The sequence below is a fragment of the Nocardia sichangensis genome, from assembly GCF_047200615.1.
In the GTDB taxonomy this organism is placed as follows: domain Bacteria; phylum Actinomycetota; class Actinomycetes; order Mycobacteriales; family Mycobacteriaceae; genus Nocardia; species Nocardia sichangensis.
Genome location: NZ_JBJZOK010000008.1, coordinates 102992 through 125425 on the forward strand (window position 1 = coordinate 102992; position 22434 = coordinate 125425).

The window sequence follows — 22434 nt, forward strand, 5'->3', positions numbered from 1 at the left end:
GTCAAGCGATCCCTTCCTGTTCGGGATGGAAGCCGAAGCGGCGGGCGACGGTGTCGATGCGGTCCAGTGCGCGGTCGAGGTGGTCGCGGGTGAGGGTGGCCATCATGCTGATCCGCAGGCGCTGCTGGTCGCGGGGCACGGCCGGGAATTCGACGCCGTTGACGAACACACCCTCCCGATGCAGAGCGGTGACCACGTCGGCGACGGCGAGACGCTGTGGTACGAGCAGCGGGATGATCGCGGTCTGCGGGTCGACGGCGAAACCCATCGCGCGCAGCCCGCGCACGAAGTAGCCGACGTTGTCGTGCAGTCGCGCCACGCGTTCGGGATGCGCGGCCAGGAAGTCGATTCCGGCGAGCACCGCCGCGACCACCGAGGGGGCGAGCGCGGCGGAGAACATGTAGGAGCGGGCGAAGAAGCGCAGCGTGTCCACCAGGTCTCGCGACCCGGTGACGAAGCCGCCGGTGCCCGCGAAGACCTTCGAGAACGTGCCCATGGTCAGCTCCACCGATCCCGGACCGAGCCCGAAATGCTCGGCGGTGCCGTGCCCGCGCGCGCCGAGTACTCCGGTGCCGTGCGCGTCGTCCACCGCCAGCCACGCGCCGAAGGCGTCGCACAGCGCGCGGATCTCCGGCAGCGGTGCGATGTCGCCGTCCATCGAGTACACGCCCTCGACAGCCACCACCACGTTCGCCCCTGGATTGCGCCAGCGGATCTGCATCAGCCGGTGGCGCAGCTGGCGTACATCGTTGTGCGCGAAGGCCATCGAGCGCACCCGGCCGAGCTGGATGCCGTCGTACAGGCTGGCATGGTTCTGTTCGTCGTAGAGCAGCACGTCGCCTCTGCGCAGCAGACCGGTCACCCAGCCGACATTGGCCGCGTAGCCCGAGGAGAAGACCATGGCCGACTCGCAGCCCTTCAGTTCGGCCAGCCGTTCCTCGAGCCGCCGGTGCAAAGTGGTGGTGCCGTTGAGCAAGGGCGGGCCGCCGTGTCCCACACCGTATTCGCGAATGGCGGCGATGGCGGCCTCGACGATGCTCGGCTCGTTGCCCAGGCCTAGGTAGTTGTTGGACCCGAGCATGATCAGCTCGTCGGTCGCGCCGGTCGCCGGATCGCGCACCGGGACGACCGCGCCGGATGGCCCGGCCACTTCTCGCAACACGAACCCGCTGCCGCGAGCGTGCTGCGCGTAGGGCCGGAATTCCGCGAAGCGCTGGTCGAACGTGTGCGCGGCTGGGTCGAGATAGTGCTCCAGGCTGAAATTCTCGCCGTGGGCCAGATCCGGTGCGGTCATGGTCGTCGCTCCTGCCCGAGGGTCACGGTTCCCGCGCGGCCGTCCAGCACCAGGACGTCACCGTTTCCGATCAGGCGGGTGACTCCGGGCACGCCGACGACCGTGGGGATGCCGAGTTCGCGTCCGATGATGGCGGTGTGGGAGAGCAGGCTGCCTCGTTCGCTGACCAGGCCGCCCGCGGCGACCATGAGGAACACCCAGCCCGGGTCGGTGGTCGCGGCGACGAGGATCTGCCCATCGATCGCGACGTCCGGATCCGGGGTGTCCAGGACCAGCGCGGGAGCCTCGACGCGACCTGGGGCGCAACCGATTCCGTGCAGTACCCGCGCTCCCTCGGCAGCGTCCGGGCCCGGTTGCTCCAGTGCCGGATCGCTGATCCCCGACGCGGCGATCCCGGTCGTGACGATGCGGGAGGGCAGGCGCTGAGCCTGCCAGCGGTCGTAATCCGCCTTGCGGAGGGCGACGGTACGCGTGATGTCGGTGTCCACCGCCGTTCCGCGGGTGAGGGCCGCGATCTCCTCGTAGGTGAGCCAGAAGACGTCGCGCGGATCACCCACCAGGCCGTCGGCGTGCAGTCGCCTGCCGTACTCCCGGAACACCCGCTTGAGCAGACCGAAGGCGCGGCTGCGGCCCAGCCGCATGTTCTCGCGCTGCTTCACGTGTTCGCGGGCGAGCCGAAGCGCGAGCCGGAAAACCCACCGCCGCACGCCTTCACCTGCGAACAGCTCGGCCGCCGTCCGCTCGGCCGCACGCCGGATCGCCTGCTCACGCGCGATCATGTCATCGGCGTTCTGCCCGCCACGCAGGTAATTCCGCAGCATGGGCACCAGTCGTTCGGGGTGCTCGCCGAGCGGATCGGTCTCCAGCTTGAGTTCGTCCACCGTGCGGTCGCCGAACTCGGCGATGTGGCGCAGGCACGCTGCGCGGAAGGTCGCGAACCGGTCTTCCGACAGGGACGCCCATACTTGCTGCGCGGTGGAAGGACCGTCGAACAGCGCACGCAGCGCCGAGTCTGCGCGCACCCGCGCGGCCAGTGCCAGTGCCGACCGCACCGGATCGACGCTGTCGACACCGTCCTCGCCGCAGAACAATTCGTTGCGCAGGGTGAGCGCCGCTTCCTCGGCGAGGCCGGCTCGGCGCAACTGCAGTCCGACCACATGGAACATCTGCTGGGCGAGGAAATCGTTGAAGATCTGCACCGAGTAGGCGGGCACGAGTTCGTCGAAGAAGCGTTCGGTCCACGCCAGCAACGCGTGTGCGTCGCGGTCGCGCTCCGGCCGATCCTCGTCGAGCCTGCGTTCGAGGTCTGTGGTTGCCGCCGCCAGCGCCGTGAAGAACGCGCGCAGCCGCCGTGGCAGTCGCAGCCAGCCGAGCAGGATGATCGCGAACACACGCAGGCGCAGCGCGATCGCGCGCAGCCGGGCGATACCACGGGCAGGCGCAGGCGGTCGCTGGTATCGGTTCTCGATATTGAGCGCGGCCTCCCAGCCTTCGATGGCGAATTCCATGCCGGGGATCTCGAGGAACAAGCGGTACCAGTTGCTGATGTTGTAGTAGATCCGGCCGCGCGCGGTGCCGACCAGGTACGGATACAGATCGGCGGCGTTGCGCTCGACGATCCGCGCGGTGGCGCCGAAATCGCGGTGACACGTGCGGAAGACCCGCTCATAGGCGGTACGCAGCACCGAGAACGTCAGCGGGCTCGACAGTCCCGGATACGACTCCGCGACATTGACGTTGTCGAAGACCGTCTCACGTGCGCCGGTCGCCGTGACCGGTCTCGCCTGCAACAGGTGCAACCGCCCGTCCGGCGTGTAGGCGAACTCGACATCCTGCGGTGCGCCGAAGCGGTCCGCGAGTGCGCCCGCCACCTCGGCCAACTCCTGGATCTCCGTGTCCGACAGCGCAGCCGCGGTCAGCGGGTCGGCGAGTTCTTCGACCGTGGTCCCCGCGCCGTGCGGCGCGGGTGCGACCCGGCTGCGCTTGTCGGCGACCACCCGTGAGGTGATGGCGCCGGTGCCGCGGTCGACGAAGTAGGTATCGCAGTCCACCGTGCCCGCCACCACGCCTTCGCCCAGCCCGAGCGCGGCCGCGACCACGGCTTCGGAGGGATCACCGCTGCGCGGATTGCAGCTGAACACCACCCCTGCGACGACGCTGTCGAGCAGTACTTGCACCACCACCGCGCAGGCGACCGGCGCATTGTCGATACCGCGGCGCGCCCGGTAGAACAGCGTGCGCTCCGACCACGCGGAGGCGAGTACCGTCCCGATCGCGGCGGGCAGATCAGCGGCCCCGACGTTCAGCACGGTGTCGAGCTGTCCGGCGAAGGAGTCGGTCGCCGAATCCTCCCCGCGCACCGACGATCGCACGGCGAAGCGCACCTCGCCCGCGGCGGCCGGACCGGCGGCGGCCAGTTCGGCGACCACGGCGTCGAGTTCGGCGGCGATATCGCCGGGCAGGGGGCATCCCTCGACGAGAGCGCGGATCCGGGACGACACCGACCGCAAGGCGGCCGGGTCGTCCGGATCGAGTTCGGCGAGCAGTCCCGCGACGGCGTCGGCGGACGGAGCCAGCAGCCGCGCGCACGTATCGGTGCCCAGGACGGCGAACGGCGGCACGCGATATCCGGCGGCCTGCAGTCTGGCGAGGTTGGCGGCCTTGGCTCCGGCGTGCGCCGCGGCCGCCGGGTCCGCCGCGAGGGTTTCGGCGCGCAGTATCGCGCCGGTGGTGGCACTGGTCATCGTGCGGCCTCCTGTCTGGTCCGGGTCGCCGGGACGGCGCGCTCGCGCCGGGTCAACCGCACCAGGACCGGGTCGGGGGTGTTGGAGATCTCCGGGTGCTCGCGCACCCGCATCCCGTTCACCAATTCGATGTCGTAGCGCGACAGCACCATCGCCAGACCCACCCGGATCTCGATCAGCGCCATCTGCTGGCCGACGCACAGATGCGCGCCCCAGCCGAAGGGGAAGTACCGGAACGGCGGGCGCGCCCGGTTCCGCTCCTTGGTGAACCGGTCGGGATCGAAGGTCAGCGGCGCGTCCCAGAACCGGGGCAGGCGATGGTTGACGAACGGGCTGATCACGACGATCGCACCGGGTCGCAGGTCGAACCGGTCGAAATGGTCCGGCTCGAGCGCGGTACGGCTGAACGCCCAGGCCGGCGGATGCAGGCGCATCGCCTCATCGATCACGCGGCCGGTGTACTCCAGCCGGGGCAGCGCGGCCCGCACGGCGTCCGGGTCGTCCGGCGCGTCCGGCAGCGCGTCGATCTCGGCGCGCACCCGGTCGAGCACGGCGGGGTTGCGGCCCAGTTCGTAGATCGTCCAGGCCAGCGCCGCTCCGGTGGTTTCGTGACCGGCGAGCAAGAAGGTCAGCACCTCGTGCCGCAGCTGCGCGTCGTCCATCGCGTGTCCCGCGTCGTCGCGGGCGGTGAGCAGCCGGGCGAGCAGTGACCCGGCGTCGTCGTCGGTTCGCCGGTGCCTGCCGATCACCTCGTCGACCACGTGGTGCAACCGGCGTCGCACTTCCCACAGCCGCCGGTTACCCGGAGTCGGGAGCCGCGGCGGCAGCTGGATCGGCGCGGCCATATGCCGCATGACCCACGAAACGCCCTGGCGCACGTCGTCTTCGATCTGCGGAAGCACGCCGTCGAGGTCCGCGCCGAGTACCGCGCGGCACACCACGTCGGCGGCGAATCCCATCAGCTCGGGCACCAGGTCGAAGGCCGCGCCGTCGGCGGCGCGGGCGTCCAAGCGGGTGCGCATCCGCTGTCCGCACTCGACCATCAGCGGGATCTCGGACTCCACATGACGGCGCGTGAAAGCCGGTTTGATCAGGGCGCGCTGACGTTTCCACAGCTCGCCGCCGCTGGTCAGCAAGCCGGGACCGAGCAAATGGTTCAGGCTTCGGTAGCTGATCCCCTTCTCGTAGCGCCCCGCACGGGTGACCAACACCTGCTCGATGTGCTCGGGTTCGACCAGCAGGTGCACGTGCTGGTGCGCCAGGCGCAGCCGGACACTGCCGTAGTGGAGCGCGGACTCGTAGAACAGACCGAGCGGGTCGGTCCGGTACCGGGCGTAGACGCCCAAGGGATGCCTGGTGGACGGGCCGTCGAGGCGACGCTCGCCGGTCCCGGTCGTCGGTGTCACCGCGCCACGTCTCCCCCGCGCACGGCGCCGACCAGTTCGTCCGCGTCGCCGTCCAGCAGGCGCCGCGCCGCGGCACGCTGGACTTTGCCGCTGGTGGTCTTCGGGATGCTGCGCGGCGCGACGATCCGCACACCGGCCGCCAGCACGCCGGTGCGTTTGCTCACCGCGGCGCGTACCGCACGGGCCAGCGCGTCGTGCTCCGTCCGCGCCACGGCGGATTCGACGATCAGGTGCAACTCTTCCGATCCGGCGTCGGCATCGGTTCGTCCAAGCGCGACCGCGCCGCCCGGCCGCACTCCCGGCACCTGCTCGGCGGCGATCTCGAAGTCGGTGGGCAGGTAGTTCGCGCCGCGAATGATGATCAGGTCTTTGCGTCGCCCGGTGATCCGCAACCGCCCGTCGCGCAGGTAGCCGATGTCCCCGGTGTCCCACCAGCCCTGCGTCCGGGTGGCGGCGGTGACTTCGGGCAGCCGGAAATAGCCCGGCGTGGTGGACGGCCCACGGAATTGCACCCGGCCGAGCAGATTCGCGCCGCACGGCGTTCCGTTCTCGTCCACCACGCGGACTTCGGTGCCCGCCACGGGCGCTCCGCAGTCGACGATGTCGAGCGCGTCGCCGTCACCGGCCGGGACATCCACCGCGACGCCGTCTTCGGCCAGTCCGCGCCGGGAGACCGAGTCGAACGCGATCGGCGCCCGCGGATCGGACACCGTCACCGCCAGCGACGCCTCGGCCAAGCCGTAGCACGGTACGAGCGCGTCGGAAGGCAGCCCCCAGCCGCCGAACCGGTCGACGAACCGCCGCACCGTGGGCGGATGGATCGGTTCGGCGCCGCAGAACAGGAACCGCCATGCGGACAGATCCACTCCGTCGAGTTCACCGTCGGCGATGCGCGCGGCGGCGTAGCCGTAGGCGAAATTCGGTGCGGCGGTGTGAGTTCCGTGATGCCTGTGCACCGCACGCAGCCAATCGGCCGGGTGGCGCAGAAACCGGTTGGGCGGGATCAGCACCGCGTCGATGCCACAGAACAGCGGTGTGAGAAACCCGCCGATCAGGCCCATGTCGTGGTGCAGCGGCAGCCAGCCCACCCAGGTGTCGCCGGGTCCGATCGCGGCGGCGCGGGCGATCTGCTCGCAGTTGGCGGCCAGATTCGCGTGGGTGACCTGAACCCCCTTGGGCGTGCCGGTCGAGCCGGAGGTGGCTTGGATGAACGCGAGATCCTCCGGTGCGGGCAAGTGGGGCGCGAGCGCGGGAGCGCCCGGTGTGCCTGCCAGCGCATGCAGTGCCGAGGCGTCGATCGTCGCCACCGACGCGGGCACGGGCAACGTGGTGAGCACCGCCGGAGTGCTCACCACGGCCGCCGGTTCCAGATAGGCAAGCAGCCGGGTGAACCGGTCCAGGAAGATTTCGGCGGCCCCGAAGCCACCCGGCGTGGCGATGGCGGTGGGCACCGCGCCGAGCGACAGTGCGCCGAAGAAGGCGGTGACGAACTCCGCCGAGGTGGGCAGGCACAGCAACACGCGGTCGCCCCGGCGCACGCCGTCGGCGGCCAGGCCCGCCGCGGCGCGGCCCGCAGCGCTCACCAGATCATCGTGGCGCCAGCGGATTTCGTCGTCGTGCCGGGCAGCGGCGCGCTCGGCCAGGATCACCGTCGACGCCGCCGCCGTACCTCGGTCGCCGCCGGACAGCAGCGCGTGCACGATGCTCGGGTGTTGCGGGCGCAGTGTCCCTGATGACGCGGTCATGGCTGGTCCTCGACATAGCGCACGATCGTCGCGACCGTGGTCAGCCGGACGGCGACGTCTTCCGGAATGCTCACGGAGAACTCCTGTTCGAGCTGAATGGTCAGTTCGATGGCGGTCGGCGAATCGAGTCCGTAGTCGATCAGCGGTGCCGCCGGATCCAGATCGGTAGCGGGCACCCACAGCACCTCGCCGACGATCGCGCGGACCCGCGCCTCCAGGTCCGCCGAGCCGATGTCGTCACGTGCACTCATCCGAGCAACTTCCCTTCCGTCACGCAGGCGCGCACCGATTCCTCGAGGTCGACGTCGTCGGCGGTGTCGATGCGGTGAAACGCCACTTCCGGGAACGCGGTCGCGAGGGTCTCGCGCACCCGCTCGTATCCCGAGCGCAGGGTGGTCAGCCGCTCGGCGGTCTCATGGGCCTCGACGGGCCCGTGTGCCGACCGCCGCGCACAGCGGGCCGCGGCCTGCCCGGGTGGTGCGTCGAGCCACAGCACCGCGTCCGGCAGCGTGGTGCGAAACCGTTCGCCGAAGCCGGATACCGCGCCGGCGATGTCGCGACCGACCAATTCCGCGATCTCCGACAGCAGCAGCCACGGGTCCGGCGAGCTGCCCAGCCGTTCGGCCTGGGCGTGCTGCCATGCGAGGATGTCGGCGAACGTGCCCGGTCGATGCCGTTCGAGCACCGCCGCGATCTCGTCCTGTCGCGCGCGGCAGCGCCCGTCCGTGCCCGCCAGCGCCACGTACAGCGGACCGTAGACGAGCAGTTCGATCAGCGGATGCCGTTCGCACACCAGCACATCCGGTTCCCAGGTACGCAGGAAGTGCTGTTCCACCGGCCCGAACAGGGTCATCTGCAGGTACATCGCGGTGGCCTTCATCGCGACGTCGCCGATCTCGTCACAGCCGACGCTGAAGGCCCGCAGCTGCCGGGACAGATCGGCGAGCGGAACGTCGCGGGTGTCGTGGAAATCGGGGCAGGTCATCGACGCGAACCCACCGGCGTCGGTCCGCACCGCCAGCGCGCGGAGCGCGGCCAGCACCGAGGACTTGCCCGCGCCGTCGATGCCGACCAGGGCCACCCGGCGGGTGTACGAGCCGCTCATCGGTCGTCCTCGCGCAATTGGGTCAGCACCGCGCTGGTGATCTCGGCCTGCGCCGCCGTGCCGTCGAGCCGGATCCAGCCCAACTCGTCCGACAGCGCGTCGAGCGCCTCGTGGCTGCGCTGCTGGAAGGCCAGGAACGACTCCTCGTCGCCGTAGCCGCTCTCGTAGTCGCTGCGCAACCGTTTGCGGCTCAGCGCGTCCTGCGGCCGCACCGCGAGGTAGAAGGTGCGATCGGGTTCCGGGAACCCCGCCGCCAGGCTGCGCAGGACGGCCGGGTCACCGCCGTGGGCGACTTCGGTGGCGTAGTACTTGTACCAATACGCGTTCGCGAGCACGATGTCCGCGCCACGCTCGGCGGCCAGGTCCAGTGCCAGCTGCATGGCGTGGAACAGGAAGTGCGCGCGGCTGAGCGGGGTGAGCATCTGGAGGTAGCCGTAGATCTCCGCGGGACTCCCCCAAGGGAGTTTCGAGGAGACCTTCGGGTCGAGGAAGGCGTCCCAGATCGTCACCGCCGCGACACTGTGGCCCTGCGCCTCGAATTCCGCGGCGATCCTCGCCACCTGGGTGGTCTTGCCCGAGCCGTCGCCGCCCGCGAGACAGATCAGGCGTTTACGTGCGGTCAGTGTCGTGTCCTTTCCGGAGCCGCGCGTCACGCGAGGTGATGCGACAGGATCTGCCACCTGCGTGGCGGTTTCGGGGAGAGCGGGGGGCGGCGGCGAGTCTTCCTCCGGTCGCGCGCGAGCGGCGACGTCCGCTCGCCGGTGATCCGCGGACGGTGCGCCGCCCACGGGGGCCGTGACGGAGTCCGCGTCCAGGATCCGCACCACTCCCGCGCTGCCGTCGATTCGGATCCGCTGACCCGATCGCACGACACTCGTCGCGCCCGCCACGTTCAGTACGGCGGGGATGCCGTACTCGCGTCCGATCACGGCGGCGTGCGACAGCATGCCCCCCACCTCGGTCACCACACCCGCCACCAAGCCCAGCGCGGGAGTCCAACCCGGGTCGGTGAATCTCGTGACGAGGATGTCGCCGTCGCGCAATTGGTCGAGGTCGGTGAGCGCGGTGATCACCCGCGCCGTGCCCTCGGCGACACCGGGACTGCATCCGAGGCCCGAGAGGTCGCCGTCGGCGACGGCGCGCACCGCGGCCACGGTCACCCCGCCACCGAGTTCGTGCGGCGGTGTGAGATCGCGATAGGCCGCGTACATCGCACGGCGGTAGGCGATCACGGGCGCGAGGTCCGCCGCGTCCGCGCGGCCCGCGACCAAGTCGGTGAGCTCGTGGATGGTCAGCTGGAACGCGTCGTCGGCGTGCTCGAGCGCGCCGGCGGCGGTCAAGCGCGTGCCGGCCTCCACCACGTAGGCGCGCACGACGGCGTAGCACTGCGACGAGAATTCCCGCATCCGTTCCCTGGCCACGAGGTAGCGGCGCATCCGCTCGATCTGCTTGTCCAGCGCCTTGGCGTAGCGCACCCGTGTCGTCGGACGAGCCCGAACCCGGGCTCGGACCGCCGCCGATTCGGACTCGTAGCGCTTGCGCTGCTCCACCAGCGTGGCCGCCGGGTCGGCAGGCGCGGTGCCGTGTTCGAGCATCACCGCGATCATTGATCGCACCCGCTGCGGGTCCTCCGACCAGCGCGGGCAGGTGAGGTCGAGTTCGGCGTCGGCGTGGAAGCCCTGCTCGGCGAGGAAGGCCGCGAGCGCCACCTCCCACTCCGGGCTGTCCATGCCGAATTCTCGTGCGACACGGTGTAATTCGACGATTCCGCGTTGCAGCGCCATGTGGCTGATCTCGGCGAGACCACCCATCAGGTCGATGGCGGAGCTGGTCGCGCCGGTGGCCGCGTCGACCTTGTCCAGCAGTTGTTTGAAGTCGGTCTGCACGCTCGAGTTGTGATAGATCGTCGTGAAGTAGGTGCGCTCGGTCGTCGCGTGCAGGGTGAGCAGGCAGTCGGCGAGGTCGGCGGCGAAGGTCGCCTGGTCGGTCCGGGGCAGCGCGCGCACCCGCTCGCGCCACGCCGCGTACTTGGCGGGCCAGCCCGCGGCGAACGCGTCGACGGCGGCGAGCTGTTCGCGATAGCTGCGCTGCACCGCCAGCGCGACGGGCAGCGCGCGGGCGATGATCAGCGGCGTGTTCGGCGTGCGGATCGGCCCCTCGGGGCCGTACTCGTTGAGGACGCCCAGGTCGTCGTCGAAGTGCTGTTCGTCGAAGCCGGGTATGCGCTGGAAGCACTGCTTCACCGCGCTCACGTTCCAGTAGGCCCGGCCGTAGTACATCGCCATCCAGTCCGGCTCTTCGCCCGCCGCGGCCAGGCCCAGCCCCTCGAAGAACCGCTGCATCGAGTACTGGAAGGCGTTGTCGTACAGCGAGAACATCATGGGTGTGCACACCCGGGCCGAGACGCCGCCGTCGCGCAGGTCCGCATCGGAGAACTGGTCGATGTCGGTGCGCCAGCTGATCGCGGTGACCGCTCGCGACTGCAGCAGCCACAGTGCGCCGTCGCCATCGATCGCCCATTCGATGTCCTGCGGCCGATGCCTGCGGGCCTGCACCGCCAGCAATAGCGCCGCCAGTGCTTCGGTGTCGGCGCCGTCGAGCCGGACGTCCTCCTCGCCCGCCTCGCGCGCGACCACGCCGCCGTCGGACAGCCGCAGTGTGTAGCGAGTGGGGGTGACCTGCCCGGAGACCAATCGCTCGCCCACGCCGTGACAGGCCTCCAGCACCGCGTGCTCCTCGATGCCGGTGAGCACATCGATGCTGAAACCGACTCCGGCGCAACGTGCCTCGACCATGCGCTGCACCAGGACGGCCACCGTCGCCTCGGCGCCGGCCATGCCGCGGCGGGACAGATACGCCCGCACCCGCTCGTTGCGTACCGAGGCGCGGCACCGTTCGATGTGCGTCCGCAGCGCGTCCGCGTCCGCGACGTCCAGATAGGACTCGTACTGGCCCGCGAAGCTGGCGTCGTCGAGATCCTCGAGGACGCCACTGGAGCGCACGGCCACCGGGAACCCGCCGATGGCCCGCACCCAGCCGGACAGATCGTCGTCGCCGACGCCGTCGAGGTCCAGATCAGCGGGCACGACGAAACCGGCTGGGACGGCGAATCCGTCGGTCAGCAACTCGTGCAGAGTGGCGGCCTTGCCGCCCGCCCGAGCGGGGGCGAAGTCGGCCGCGCCCAGGAACATCGGGGCGGACGCGGTAGTCGGAGTGATCACGGTGGTGGCTCCTGTCGGCAGCAGAACCGGGCGCAGGTCGTGGCGCGCGGCCAGACTTCGTGCCGCGCGGACACCGGCCACGGTGAGCGCGCCGTAGGACGGGCTCGCGGTGCGCGGCTCGAAGCCGAGCAGCAGCGTCTCGGCCATGCACGCGTAGACGATTCCGGCGGGCAACCCGGTTTCGGGTAGGGACGGGGTCTGGCCGAGCGGCAGCGCCATGCGGCCGCCGTCGACCAGGGTGAGATGCGGATGCTCGGCGACCGCCGGGTCCACGTCGCCAGGTACGGCCAGATCGCAGACGAGCACCGGGTGGTGCGCGGCGAGATGTCGCGCGGTGATCAGCGGCTGCGCCGAGTTGGTGGCGGTCACGACCACCCGGCAGTCACGCAGTGCGGCCAGGTCCTCGCTCACGACCACCTCGCCGGGCAGTCCGGCGGCCACCCGGCGCAAGCGCGTCCCCGCGCCCGGCCTGCCCACCAGGACCAGCGAATCGGCCAGCGGAGCGAGCAGTTCGGCCATGACCGAGCCGATGTTGCCGAGTGCGCCGAGGATGCCGACCCGCCGCTGCCCCGACGGCAGCGCGGCCAGTTCGGCGCTGAGCACCTCGTAGGCGCAGGCCGCGGTGAGCGAATTGCCGGAGGTGACCGTAACGGTGTCCTCCGTCACCTCGCGTGCGGCATCGGTGACGATCGAGGTGTAGCCGCCGAGCCCGATCACCGTGGCTCCGGCCGCGATCGCCTGCTCTACCGCGTGCCACACCAGTTCGCGCACGTAGGTCCGCTCGCCGGCACGCTGATGCGCCACGATCTGTTCGGCGGTCAGCGGCAGCGCGAACACCATCATCTCGGCCTCGGCGCCGGTGGGCGAGGAGATCGTCAGCCTGGTCAGTTCGAAGGGATCGGCGACGGGGCGCAGACGTTCGAGCAAGGCGGCGAATTCCGAGTCGCTCCAGCATTCCAGCTCGGGGGCGAGCCTGCGCAGGTCGGCCGTCTCGGGCAGGTTCGCCAGGAACGCCACCTTGGTCGGCGCGTGCGGGTCGCGCGCCGGCGGCATATCGGCGCGCCGTGGCAACGGAGCCCGCTCCGTCACCGTGGGCTTCGTGGTGACGGGAGCGGCCAAGTGCGCCAGCAGCACGTCGTATCGCCCACGGTGCAGCAGTGCCGCGACGTCGTCCAGCGCCGCCGCCAGCCGCGCCATGTCGCCTTGGGTGACGAACGCCGAGGGCTGGACGCGCAGGGTGGTCGGTGCCGAGAGGGTGGGCAGCATGCGGATCGCGTGCCGGTGCAGGAGGTATCCGGCGACCACGTAGCCGAACATGTCGGGCGCGCAGACCTCGCGCAGCAGCGCCGATTCCGGCTCCGGCGCCCGCAGCTGCACGCCCTGCAGGAGCCCGCGCCCACGCACCGCCACGATCTCTCGCGGCCAGCGGCGGGTCACTTCGTCCAGCTGCGACCGCAATCGCGCTCCCGCATCGCTGATCCGGAGTTGGTTGTCGCGCAACAGGTCCAGCGCCGCGTCGGCGACCGTCGCCGACAGCTCGTCGTCGGCGAAGGTGGAGGTGTGGTAGCGACCGAAGTCGGACACGGCATGCGCGCGGTCCACCAGCAGCGCGGCGATCTTCACCAGTCCGCCGCCGAGCGATTTCGACATCAGGTAATAGTCAGCGCGCACACCCGAGGGAGACGACGCCAGGAACGTGCCGGTCCGGCCCATGCCGCACTGGATCTCGTCGAAGACCAGCGCCGCGGTGTGCCGATCCGCGAGTTCCCGCAAGGCGCGCAGGGTGTCGGCGGGAACCTCCCGCACACCGCCTTCGCCTTGGACGGGCTCGGCGAACACCGCCGCGACGGGCGACAACCGCCGCCACGTCCGCACGGGCGCTCCGTCGGCGCCGAAGCCGATGACACCCACGGTGCACAGCTCGTCGGCGAACGCGTCCGCCACCTCGTCCGGCGCCCAGGTGTCGAGCCGCCACCGCGGCGGGCCGGGCACCACCAGGTCGGCCGGGGTATCGGCCTGTTCGGTCAGCGCGAAGGCGCCGGCGCTCTTTCCGTGGAACGCGCCCGCGAGCGAGACGAACACCGGTCCGCGCTCACGCAGCCGCGCGATCCGGCCCAGCGATTCGGTGAGCACGACCGCGGCGGTCCGCGGCTCGGCGTCCCCGGCGGGCGCGGATGGGCGCACATCGTGCAGGCGGTCGCGGCGCAGCCGGCGCAGCGTCCGCCGTAGCTCGGCGTCCAGTTCGCTCAGGGCGCGCGCGTGCGCGACCGCGGCGTGCCGGATCGCCGCCTCGACCGCGTCGGCTCCGGTGGAACCCAATGTCACCACGTACTCCCGGCCGGTAGACGCACCGACCGACTCGGACAGCCGCCGCGCCAACCGCGCGGCGCCGGGCCGGACACTGCCCTGCGCCACGAATGGCACCTGCTGGTTCAATGTCGCGGTCGCGGCACGTACCAGCGCCGGATGGTTGTGACCGAACAGTGCCGCGCCGAAACCGCCGACGAGATCCAGCACCCGGGTCCCGTCCGCGCGGACGAGATGGTCGCCCTCCGCGGCGGTGTACATCACGTCCAGGTGGCAGGCTCGCAGCAATCCGGCCAGGCCGGGTCGGTTGTAGTCGGCGAAATCGTCGAACGAGTCGGATCCGGTGCGCGGCAATTGTTCCTGCCACCCCGCGCCCGTGGTCACGCGCGCGCCTCGGCCCGGGTGTGCCGCGTACTAGTCGTCTTCGCCGCAACGCACGCGATCACATCACGCGCGGTATGCAGCATGGCCGCCTCCTCGTCGGAGATCGCGATGCCGAACTCCCGCTCCAGCTCGATCACCAACTCCACCGACCGAACCGAGTCCAAGCCATAATCCAGCAACGGCGTGTCCGGTGCTATTTCGACCACGTGCAGACCACGCGAGAACATCGTGAGAACTCGTTCGGTCAGGGCATCGAATTCATTCATTCAGCGCCTCCTTCATCGCGCGCCAGACCTTTCCACCGGCGCGGAACATCTGTGCCGATCGACGGCCCTCGGGCCGTTCGAAACCGGATATACACAGTTCATCGCGGGTTTTCGCACCCGCAGATTCCGCGCTCACTTGCCCTCCGATATCCGCGAACGGGACTGCCGATTCTCGCCGCTCGTCTTACCCGTGCGGCGTGCCACGACACCGTCCCGCGTTCTCACAATCTGTACACCCGCACTATGCGGGCTGCAATCCGGAACCCGTTGCAGAAAAGCATGTTTCGCCGGAAGGCAATTTTTCAGACAACTTCCCCGACTATGTTTCCGGGAACAAAGCCACGCACCACGGGAACCAGGCCGGGAAACGCACTGTCCCAGACGATTTGACAGCAGGCGAGCGCGGTGGATTTACGTCACCTGTCACCGCTCGACACAATAAAGTGCCCGCTTTTGGAAACTGTGCAGTTCATGTGGCATTCATCCACTGGACAAACGGGAATAAATACCAACCTATCGGTATTTAACACGCTAACTCCCCTTACCGCATCGCGGCCGGAACACGCAGTCACGTAACGACGTTTTTACGCTGCCCGCCAACGTGTTTCACCCATCTGGAGACCAGCTAACTCCTGGACCGCCACCGGCGTGTGACGCCTCTCATTACCAGCCGGTAGTATGCGTAAATGCTGTGACCGACCACAAACGGCTCACGCGCCCTCTAGGGCGGTTCATACCGAGGGCAGTCCCGGTGGGCTGCCGTCGTGTCGGATGTCGCGATTAATCTGCCGGGCATGGTCAACCCCGATACGGCACTGCGCCGCCTTCTGCGCGAAACAGGAAAACTGCTACAGCCGTACGGGTTCCATGGCGTCGAGCCCACCTGGACACGAGTCGGGGCGCGCGGCGTCGCGTCCGTCGGCCGTACCCGCGTGACCCGCACATGGACCGACGGACAACAGGTCCTCGGCTTCGGGCTGACCTTGAAGGCCACCCCCACCCCGTGGTGGGAGTACTGCAACTGGCGCAACACACGACTGGGCCTGCCCCATGTACCGCTGGAATCGGCCACCGGCCCCGACCTGATCGACACTCGCTCGCTGTCCGATGAACTGACCACGCCGTGGATCCTGCGGCTCGACCCAGCTCAACCGGGCCAGCAGGCGTTGCAATCCGACATCGACGCCATCCGCGGCCAACTTCCCCGCCGCGTGCACGCCTATGCCCGCAGAGCGCTACGGCTGCTGGAAGCCGATCACTACCTCGACGAGTTGTCATCCCAACCCGATCCGGGCATCCGGACCTGGGAAGCGATCGTCGTCCTCCTCGCCGACCGCGGACCAGGACCGCGCCTCGATGAGGCCATACGCCGCTTCCAACAGTGCACCACGGGACCGGACGCCTCGGCCTACGCGGACGAAGTCGTCACTTACGCACGCACCCGAACAGCGGTCGGCGAAATCATCTGCGAGCGCTGAGTATGCGGATCGCGCCGGTGATCCGGCGATAATCGCGCCGATCAGGCTAGGGCCTATCTTCGGCTCCCGCCGGCGCATGCGCACGACCGCGACGATGGGCGGACATCGACGGACCGGCCGGACGAGATCGTGACACCGGCAGTGGGCCCCGAACGGTCAGGAGGACCGAGCACGCCGGGGCAAGTGGGCTCGACCCGCGGGCCGGCTGGACGTCGGGACGGCATCGGCGGGCGAGGTCGCCCCGGCCGGCGCGGCCACTTCGGAGCGGCGCAGTCCGGGGACACGACGTTCGGCCCGGCGGGAGACCGGCCCGATCGGGGGTCGACCGGGCATTGCCACTTCGACAACGGCATCTGGTCGCCGAGGTGTGAGCCGAGCCGTCAGCGGTATCCCGGCGCCGAGCCGATCGACAACGGACATCGTTTGTGAAGGAGGACCGAATCATGCGCGGAGTCGTCATGCACGCCCCCGGTGACGTGCGCGTCGAGCAGCGGGAGGACCCGAGGATCGTGGAGCCCACCGACGCGGTCATCCGCATCGCCGCGACCTGTATCTGCGGGTCGGACCTGTGGCCCTACCGCGGCATCGAGAAGCTGAGGGGACCCACCCCGATGGGCCACGAATACATCGGCGTGGTCACCGAGATCGGGCCGGAAGTGAGCACACTGAAAGTCGGCGACTTCGTCGTCGGTTCCTTCTTCGCCTCCGACAACACCTGCGAGATCTGCCGCGCCGGCTATCAGAGCCGCTGCGTGCACAACATACCGATCGGCATGATCGGCACCCAGGCCGAGCAAGCCCGGATCCCGCTGGCCGACGGCACCCTCGTCGTGGTCCCCGCCACCCCCACGCCCGAGCAGATCCCGCACCTGCTCGCGGCGTCCGACGTGCTCGGCACCGGGTGGTTCGCCGCCGTGGCCGCCGAGGCGGGTCCCGGCAAGACCGTCGCGGTCGTCGGGGACGGCGCGGTCGGGTTGCTGGCCGTGCTGGCCGCCGGGCAGCTGGGCGCGGACCGCGTCGTCGTCATGAGCCGCCACGCCGACCGCCAGGCTTTGGCCCGCAAGTTCGGCGCCACCGATATCGTCGCCGAGCGCGGTGACGCCGGTGTGGCCCGGATCAAGGAACTCACCGGCGGCCTGGGCGCGCACTCGGTCGTCGAAGCCGTCGGGACCCAGGAATCGATGGAACAGGCCATCCGGTCGACGCGCCCCGGCGGACACGTCGGTTATGTCGGGGTGAGCCACGATGTCGCGCTCGACGGCATGGAACTGTTCTTCTCCGGTGTGCACCTGCACGGCGGACCCGCGCCTGTGCGCCGCTTCCTGCCCGAATTGATCGACCTCATCCTCCGCGGCGACATCCATCCCGGCGAGGTCTTCGACCGCACCCTGCCCCTCGACGAAGCCGCCGAAGGCTACCGCGCGATGGACCAGCGCCGCGCCACGAAGGTCCTACTCACCCTCTGACACCTCGGGCCGCGCGCGATGCTTGCTCGGGATCGACGGCACCGCGCTGGTGGCGTGCGGAGAGGATGCGCTTCCTCGGCGCCGGCCGTACGGCGACCCGAAGCTCTCGGGTGGATTCCGATACCGCACCGCGCGTGAAGACGACATCGGTGGGTAGGCCACGGACGTGACCGAACCCGGAAACAAGAAGGCACCCGAACTGGGCGACCAGACCGATACCTCCCACCCCGACGACCTGGACCTCGAAACCTACGAAACCCCGCGGGACGAAGACCGCAACGAGGAGGCGGGCGCGGTGGAGCCGCCCGACTGAGCACCGTTTCGCCCATGGTGGCAGGGGAATTCATGCTCCATGGGTATTACCGTCGCCGTCACCGGACCGACCGGCGAGATCGGCATCTCCGCTGTCACCACACTCGAACGCGACCCGGCGGTGGGCCGGATCCTCGGCATGGCCCGCCGCCCCTTCGACCCCGCCGCGCACGGCTGGACGAAGACCGAGTACCGGCGCGGCGACATCCTCGACCGGGCCGCCGTGGACGCCTTGGTCGCCGACGCCGAGGTGGTGATCCACCTGGCATTCGTGATCATGGGCTCGCGGCAGGACAGCGCACGCGTCAATCTCGAGGGCACCCGCAACGTCTTCGAGGCGACGGTGGCCGCCGAACGAGCCCGCCGCCTCGTCTACACCTCCTCGGTCGCCGCCTACGGCTACCACCTGGACAATCCTTCGCCCCTCACCGAGGACGTGCCGCCCGAGGGCTCGACCGAGCACTACTACTCCCAGCAGAAGGCCGCCTGCGAGTCCGCGCTCACCGAGATCACGGCGGGCTCCGACCTCGAGGTGTTCGTGCTGCGGCCGTGCATCGTGGCGGGTCCGAAGGCACCGGCCTTGCACGACCTGCCGTGGGCGAAACTTCCCGGCCCGCTGCGCGCTCTGGCCCGCGCGAATCCGCTGTTCAAGCCGATCGTTCCCGACCCTGGACACCCACTGCAACTCGTCCACCACGACGACGTGGCCACCGCCATCGCACTGGCCGCCACCGCGGACGCTCCGCCCGGCGCGTACAACATCGCGGGCGACGGCACCCTCAGCCTGTCCGACGTGGTGACCGCGCTGGGCGGCAGACCGGTGCGCGTCCCCGCCTTCGCCGCCACGGCGACCTCGACGGCCCTCACCTATCTCCCCTTCGTGCCCGCCACCCTCGAGTGGCTGCACATCGTGCGCACCCCCGTCGTCATGGACACCAACCGCGCGAAGCAGCATCTCGGCTGGAAACCGGCGTACACATCGGCCGAAACCCTCGCGGCGCTCGCGGCCGCCCGCTGACCCGGATGCAATCCGCCTGCCGCGGATCGACACTCAGTAGCAGGACCGACTACCGCAGTGGATTAGTTCCACACGGCAGGCCCGGATGGCGACGTTGCGCGACCGCCTGACGCTGCATGACTTTCGAGGACCGATGCTGCTGGACGACGGGTTGCGGCGGACGGGCTGCGGCGGACGAGTCGAGCGGAGCAATGCGGCGCTGTGGCGGGCGCCTCCGTCGCCATGCGTCCGGCCCGCATAAGTGGTCCGAATACGCCTCGGCGACTCAGGATTCGGTCAGATGCAGATCCCGCCGCCGCTGTTGGCGACTCGTATGGGTACGCACGGCGTCGAGGTATTCGGCGATGGCCTCCCGGTTGCGGGTGAGGCAGTCGATGCGCCGGGACATGCGGGTCAGTTCGTCCTCGAGCAAGGTGAGCATTTCCGGCGTCGCCTCGTCGAACATGATGGAGCAAGGCTGGTCGAGGCAGGGCAGGATCTGTTTGATGATGCGGGTGGGCAGGCCGGCGTCGAGCAGTCCCCGGATCTGGCGAACGCGGTCCACCAAACGCTCGTCGTAGGTGCGATAACCGTTGCCACAGCGCTGCGCCGCGATCAAGCCCTGCTCTTCGTAGTAGCGCAGCAATCGCCGAGACGTGCCGGTTCGCTCGGACAATTCTCCGATACGCATATGTGTTCCACCTCATACCGACCCGGGTTGACCATCACATAGATGTGAAGGTTCGAGCATAGGGCTCATGAAGATAGGCATCACCACCTTCGTCACCGACGAAGGCATCAGCGGTCCGAAACTCGGTGTGGCACTGGAGGAGCGGGGGTTCGAGTCGATGTTCTTGGCCGAGCACTCCCATATCCCCGCGAGCCGCAGGTCCCCCGCCCCGGGCGGCGGCGAGCTGCCGCGGCCGTACTACCGCGCGGTGGATCCGTTCGTCGCGCTCGCCGCCGTCGCGGCCGTCACCGAGCGGCTGATCCTCGGAACCGGCGTGACCCTGCTGATCCAGCGCGACGTCATCCACACCGCCAAGGAGGTCGCGACGCTCGACCTGATCTCCGGCGGACGCTTCGTCTTCGGCGTCGGCACGGGCTGGAATCGCGAGGAGATGGCCGATCACGGCACCGATCCACGCACCCGCGGCGCACTGCTGGACGAGCAACTCGCCGCCATCCGGGCGATCTGGACCGACGAACTCGCCGAATTCCACGGCCGGTTCCTGGATTTCGAGCCGATGTACGCCTGGCCGAAACCCGTGCAGCAGCCGCATCCGCCGATCTTCCTCGGCGGCGCGGAGGCAGCGGCCGAACGCGCGATCCGCCACGGTGTCGGCTGGATCCCTGCCGCTGTGACCGATCCCGCCGAAATCCCCGCTCAGCTGTCCCGGCTCGACGGGCACGACCTGCCGGTCACGGTCGCATTCGTCGCGACGGATCCTGCCCTGATCGAGGGCTATGCCGAGGCCGGAGTGCAGCGGTTGCTCTTCGGCCTGCCGACCCTTCCGGAATCGGAAACACTGCACGCCCTCGACGAGATCGCGAAGGTGGCCGACCGGTACCTGGTTTGATCCCGCCATGCTCGACTTGCGTTGACATCGACGGCAAGGTTTACCGTGACGACGCCGGTGTGGTGCGGAGATCGCGAGTACGGCGATGCGGGCTCACACCGGCTCCGCTCTCCATCCGAGATGCTCCGCCGCTGGATTCGCGCCGACGCGCATACGAAGGGATGTCTGTGAAATTCGCGATCAGCTACAGCACGTCGTTCAACGGGACCGACCCCGATCGGCTCATCAGGTTTGCCCAGCATGCCGAGGAATGTGGTTTCGAGGCCCTGTACGTGCAGGATCACATCGCGTTGTACCCCGGCGCGTCCTACGGCGCTGGAGAACTGCCCGCGACACTGCCCTACTTCGATCCACTCGACTGTCTGGGTTTCGTCGCCGCGGCCACGCGACGACTGCTGCTGGGCACCGGTGTCCTGTTGCTGCCGTATCGCCACCCCGTGGTGCTCGCCAAGCGCCTGGCCACCATCGATGTCTTGTCCAAGGGCCGCATGCGGCTGCTCACCGTCGGAATCGGGGCCCTGCCCGGCGAGGCGCGGGCGGTGGGGGTGGACTTCCACACCCGCGGCCGCCGCGCCGACGAGGCGATCGACGTGCTGCGCCTACTGTGGTCGGGCGGTCCCGACGGCGTCGGCTATCACGGCGAGTTCTTCGACTTCGACGCTCTCTGCAGTTACCCGAAGCCGCTCGAGGTGGCCGGACTTCCGATCCACGTGGGCGGATCGAGCCGGGCTGCCGCCCGCCGCGCCGGACTGCGCGGCAACGGCTACTTCGCGGGCGGAATGCTGGAGGAGGCCGAGCGCGATCTGCAGATCGAGGTGGCGCGCAAGGCGGCCGCGGAAGCGGGCCGGGACCCGGCCGCCTTGGAGTACACGCGCTGGGGCTCGGCCGATCTGTCGGCCGAGCAGGTCGGGCAACTCGAAGAACACGGCGTGACCCGGATCGTGGTCAACCTGACCACGGCGAGCGCCGAAGAACAGCACGACAAGATGTCGGAATTCGCCGAACGGTTCGGTCTCGCATCGAAGTAGCAGGCGGCAGCCGATCCGCGAACGCTCACACCTTCCGGAAAATCCACTTCTCCCGGTCGCTTTCCCGGTTGATCAACAGCTGCGGTCGATTGTTCACGATCACCCCGATGACGAATTCGTCGTCGCTGGTCGCGATCGGAGAAATCTCCGGGAAATCCGGCAGGTCCCAGCCGTAATGCTCCTCGCTGCACACCAGGTGCCCATTCGCACGGATCGCCGCGAGATGGCCGCCCGTTTTCTTGTTGACGATGTCGAAATCGCCCTCTTCGGGGTTGGCCGGACAGGTCCACAGCTGCGCGTCGTCGTCGGCGGCACGCTGGCGCATGGTCACGCTGTCCGCGGTGCCGTCGACCGCGAGTGCTTGGCCCGTCTCGTAGTTGATGATCTGGTAAGTCGTGGCAGTCTTTTCGGCCATGGTCTCGTCCTCACTGTGTGAGCGCACCGCTACCGGGCTCGACACCGCCCGTGACGCTGCGCTGATCTCGTAGTCGTCGTCCAAGGCGAATCGCAGACAGCAAGTACAGCAGAAACGGCTCCACATCGGAGCGGATTCCCGCAGCTGTATCCAGATCGCCGTCTCCGCTCCTCGATGCGGGAGTAATTCATCCGAAAGAGGTGAGGGAACGCACGGCCGCGAATTCATATGCTGCACCGGGCGAACGAGGTTCGCGCCATCGATTGCTGTCGAGCGCACGACCTGAAGGGAGACGACCGATGACCGATACCGGCATGGGAGCCAAGCGGAAGATCGTGTCTTTGTCCGCACCTACCGAGCAGCCGCCCGCCCAGAAGAGTTCGCCCGGCTGGTACAAGCTGTACAACGACACGGACGTGTACGTTTCGGTCTACCGGCAGGAATGGGACCAGCCCAAATCGCTGTTCATTCTCGCCCCCGGACAGACCAGCTCCGAGTACGAGGCGGGGCACGAGATCTACATCCTGTGGATCACCGATGTCGGCACCGAGTCGACCCCGATCACCTGGGACAGTTCCGGCCGTTTCAGCTGCGAGTACGTGCTGAGCGGGTACACGCAGGCGAACCAGGTGAACAACGTGAGCTCCTTCCAATAGGCGGGGCGATTGGGCGGGGCGATGAAGGCG

Annotated in this window: 17 protein-coding genes; 7 read left to right on the forward strand and 10 right to left on the reverse strand. The window is 69.2% G+C overall.

What is annotated here, in order from left to right; translation table 11 throughout:
• Position 1: 1 nt before the first annotated feature.
• From ACL03I_RS13640 to ACL03I_RS13675, 8 genes are read right to left on the reverse strand one after another with little or no spacing between them, the layout of a single operon-like run.
• Positions 2 to 1294, reverse strand: coding sequence for an aminotransferase class I/II-fold pyridoxal phosphate-dependent enzyme (locus tag ACL03I_RS13640; protein WP_356961765.1), 1293 nt, complete (start codon positions 1292 to 1294; stop codon positions 2 to 4).
• Complete coding sequence (locus ACL03I_RS13645; protein WP_412806131.1) at positions 1291 to 4038, reverse strand: PEP/pyruvate-binding domain-containing protein; 2748 nt, start codon at positions 4036 to 4038, stop codon at positions 1291 to 1293. Before ACL03I_RS13645 ends, ACL03I_RS13640 begins: the two co-directional genes overlap by 4 nt.
• Positions 4035 to 5444 (reverse strand): cytochrome P450, encoded by a 1410-nt coding sequence (locus ACL03I_RS13650; protein ID WP_397275808.1) that lies wholly within the window; start codon positions 5442 to 5444, stop codon positions 4035 to 4037. The genes ACL03I_RS13645 and ACL03I_RS13650 overlap by 4 nt, the downstream gene beginning before the upstream one ends.
• Complete coding sequence (locus tag ACL03I_RS13655; RefSeq protein WP_355070702.1) at positions 5441 to 7189, reverse strand: AMP-binding protein; 1749 nt, start codon at positions 7187 to 7189, stop codon at positions 5441 to 5443. The genes ACL03I_RS13650 and ACL03I_RS13655 overlap by 4 nt, the downstream gene beginning before the upstream one ends.
• The gene (locus ACL03I_RS13660) at positions 7186 to 7440 is read right to left on the reverse strand and encodes an acyl carrier protein (RefSeq protein WP_355070700.1); all 255 of its coding nucleotides are present in this window, start codon (positions 7438 to 7440) and stop codon (positions 7186 to 7188) included. The genes ACL03I_RS13655 and ACL03I_RS13660 overlap by 4 nt, the downstream gene beginning before the upstream one ends.
• Positions 7437 to 8294, reverse strand: coding sequence for a hypothetical protein (locus ACL03I_RS13665; protein WP_355070698.1), 858 nt, complete (start codon positions 8292 to 8294; stop codon positions 7437 to 7439). The genes ACL03I_RS13660 and ACL03I_RS13665 overlap by 4 nt, the downstream gene beginning before the upstream one ends.
• Entirely contained in the window at positions 8291 to 14206 is a 5916-nt protein-coding gene (locus tag ACL03I_RS13670; RefSeq protein ID WP_412806132.1) for an aminotransferase class III-fold pyridoxal phosphate-dependent enzyme, read from the reverse strand. The genes ACL03I_RS13665 and ACL03I_RS13670 overlap by 4 nt, the downstream gene beginning before the upstream one ends.
• Complete coding sequence (locus ACL03I_RS13675; protein WP_412806133.1) at positions 14203 to 14472, reverse strand: acyl carrier protein; 270 nt, start codon at positions 14470 to 14472, stop codon at positions 14203 to 14205. Before ACL03I_RS13675 ends, ACL03I_RS13670 begins: the two co-directional genes overlap by 4 nt.
• Before the next feature lie 794 nt (positions 14473 to 15266).
• Between ACL03I_RS13675 and ACL03I_RS13680 the strand changes: the two genes are divergently transcribed.
• The 4 genes from ACL03I_RS13680 to ACL03I_RS13695 all read left to right on the forward strand — a co-directional run bounded on the left by ACL03I_RS13680 (position 15267) and on the right by ACL03I_RS13695 (position 18746).
• Positions 15267 to 15950, forward strand: coding sequence for a hypothetical protein (locus tag ACL03I_RS13680; RefSeq protein ID WP_412806134.1), 684 nt, complete (start codon positions 15267 to 15269; stop codon positions 15948 to 15950).
• A gap of 443 nt (positions 15951 to 16393) precedes the next feature.
• Positions 16394 to 17416: a zinc-dependent alcohol dehydrogenase family protein gene (locus tag ACL03I_RS13685; protein ID WP_412806135.1), complete on the forward strand. Its 1023-nt coding sequence runs from the start codon at positions 16394 to 16396 to the stop codon at positions 17414 to 17416.
• A gap of 166 nt (positions 17417 to 17582) precedes the next feature.
• Positions 17583 to 17729 (forward strand): hypothetical protein, encoded by a 147-nt coding sequence (locus ACL03I_RS13690; RefSeq protein WP_355070689.1) that lies wholly within the window; start codon positions 17583 to 17585, stop codon positions 17727 to 17729.
• 39 nt (positions 17730 to 17768) lie between these two features.
• Positions 17769 to 18746 carry an NAD-dependent epimerase/dehydratase family protein gene (locus ACL03I_RS13695; RefSeq protein WP_379250908.1) on the forward strand — a complete coding sequence of 326 codons (978 nt, stop codon included), beginning with the start codon at positions 17769 to 17771 and terminating at the stop codon, positions 18744 to 18746.
• A 265-nt stretch (positions 18747 to 19011) separates the two neighbouring features.
• Here the strand turns inward: ACL03I_RS13695 and ACL03I_RS13700 are convergent, their stop codons facing one another.
• Positions 19012 to 19416 (reverse strand): MerR family transcriptional regulator, encoded by a 405-nt coding sequence (locus ACL03I_RS13700; protein ID WP_364425770.1) that lies wholly within the window; start codon positions 19414 to 19416, stop codon positions 19012 to 19014.
• Between the two features lie 67 nt (positions 19417 to 19483).
• Here ACL03I_RS13700 and ACL03I_RS13705 point away from each other — a divergent pair, with 67 nt between their 5' ends.
• Positions 19484 to 20305 carry a TIGR03619 family F420-dependent LLM class oxidoreductase gene (locus tag ACL03I_RS13705; RefSeq protein ID WP_355070684.1) on the forward strand — a complete coding sequence of 274 codons (822 nt, stop codon included), beginning with the start codon at positions 19484 to 19486 and terminating at the stop codon, positions 20303 to 20305.
• Between the two features lie 161 nt (positions 20306 to 20466).
• The gene (locus ACL03I_RS13710; protein WP_412806136.1) at positions 20467 to 21333 is read left to right on the forward strand and encodes a TIGR03619 family F420-dependent LLM class oxidoreductase; all 867 of its coding nucleotides are present in this window, start codon (positions 20467 to 20469) and stop codon (positions 21331 to 21333) included.
• A 25-nt stretch (positions 21334 to 21358) separates the two neighbouring features.
• Here ACL03I_RS13710 and ACL03I_RS13715 read toward each other — a convergent pair whose 3' ends face one another.
• Entirely contained in the window at positions 21359 to 21748 is a 390-nt protein-coding gene (locus ACL03I_RS13715; RefSeq protein ID WP_364425776.1) for an RICIN domain-containing protein, read from the reverse strand.
• A gap of 299 nt (positions 21749 to 22047) precedes the next feature.
• Here ACL03I_RS13715 and ACL03I_RS13720 point away from each other — a divergent pair, with 299 nt between their 5' ends.
• Positions 22048 to 22404 carry a hypothetical protein gene (locus tag ACL03I_RS13720; RefSeq protein WP_412806137.1) on the forward strand — a complete coding sequence of 119 codons (357 nt, stop codon included), beginning with the start codon at positions 22048 to 22050 and terminating at the stop codon, positions 22402 to 22404.
• The last annotated feature ends 30 nt before the right edge of the window (positions 22405 to 22434 follow it).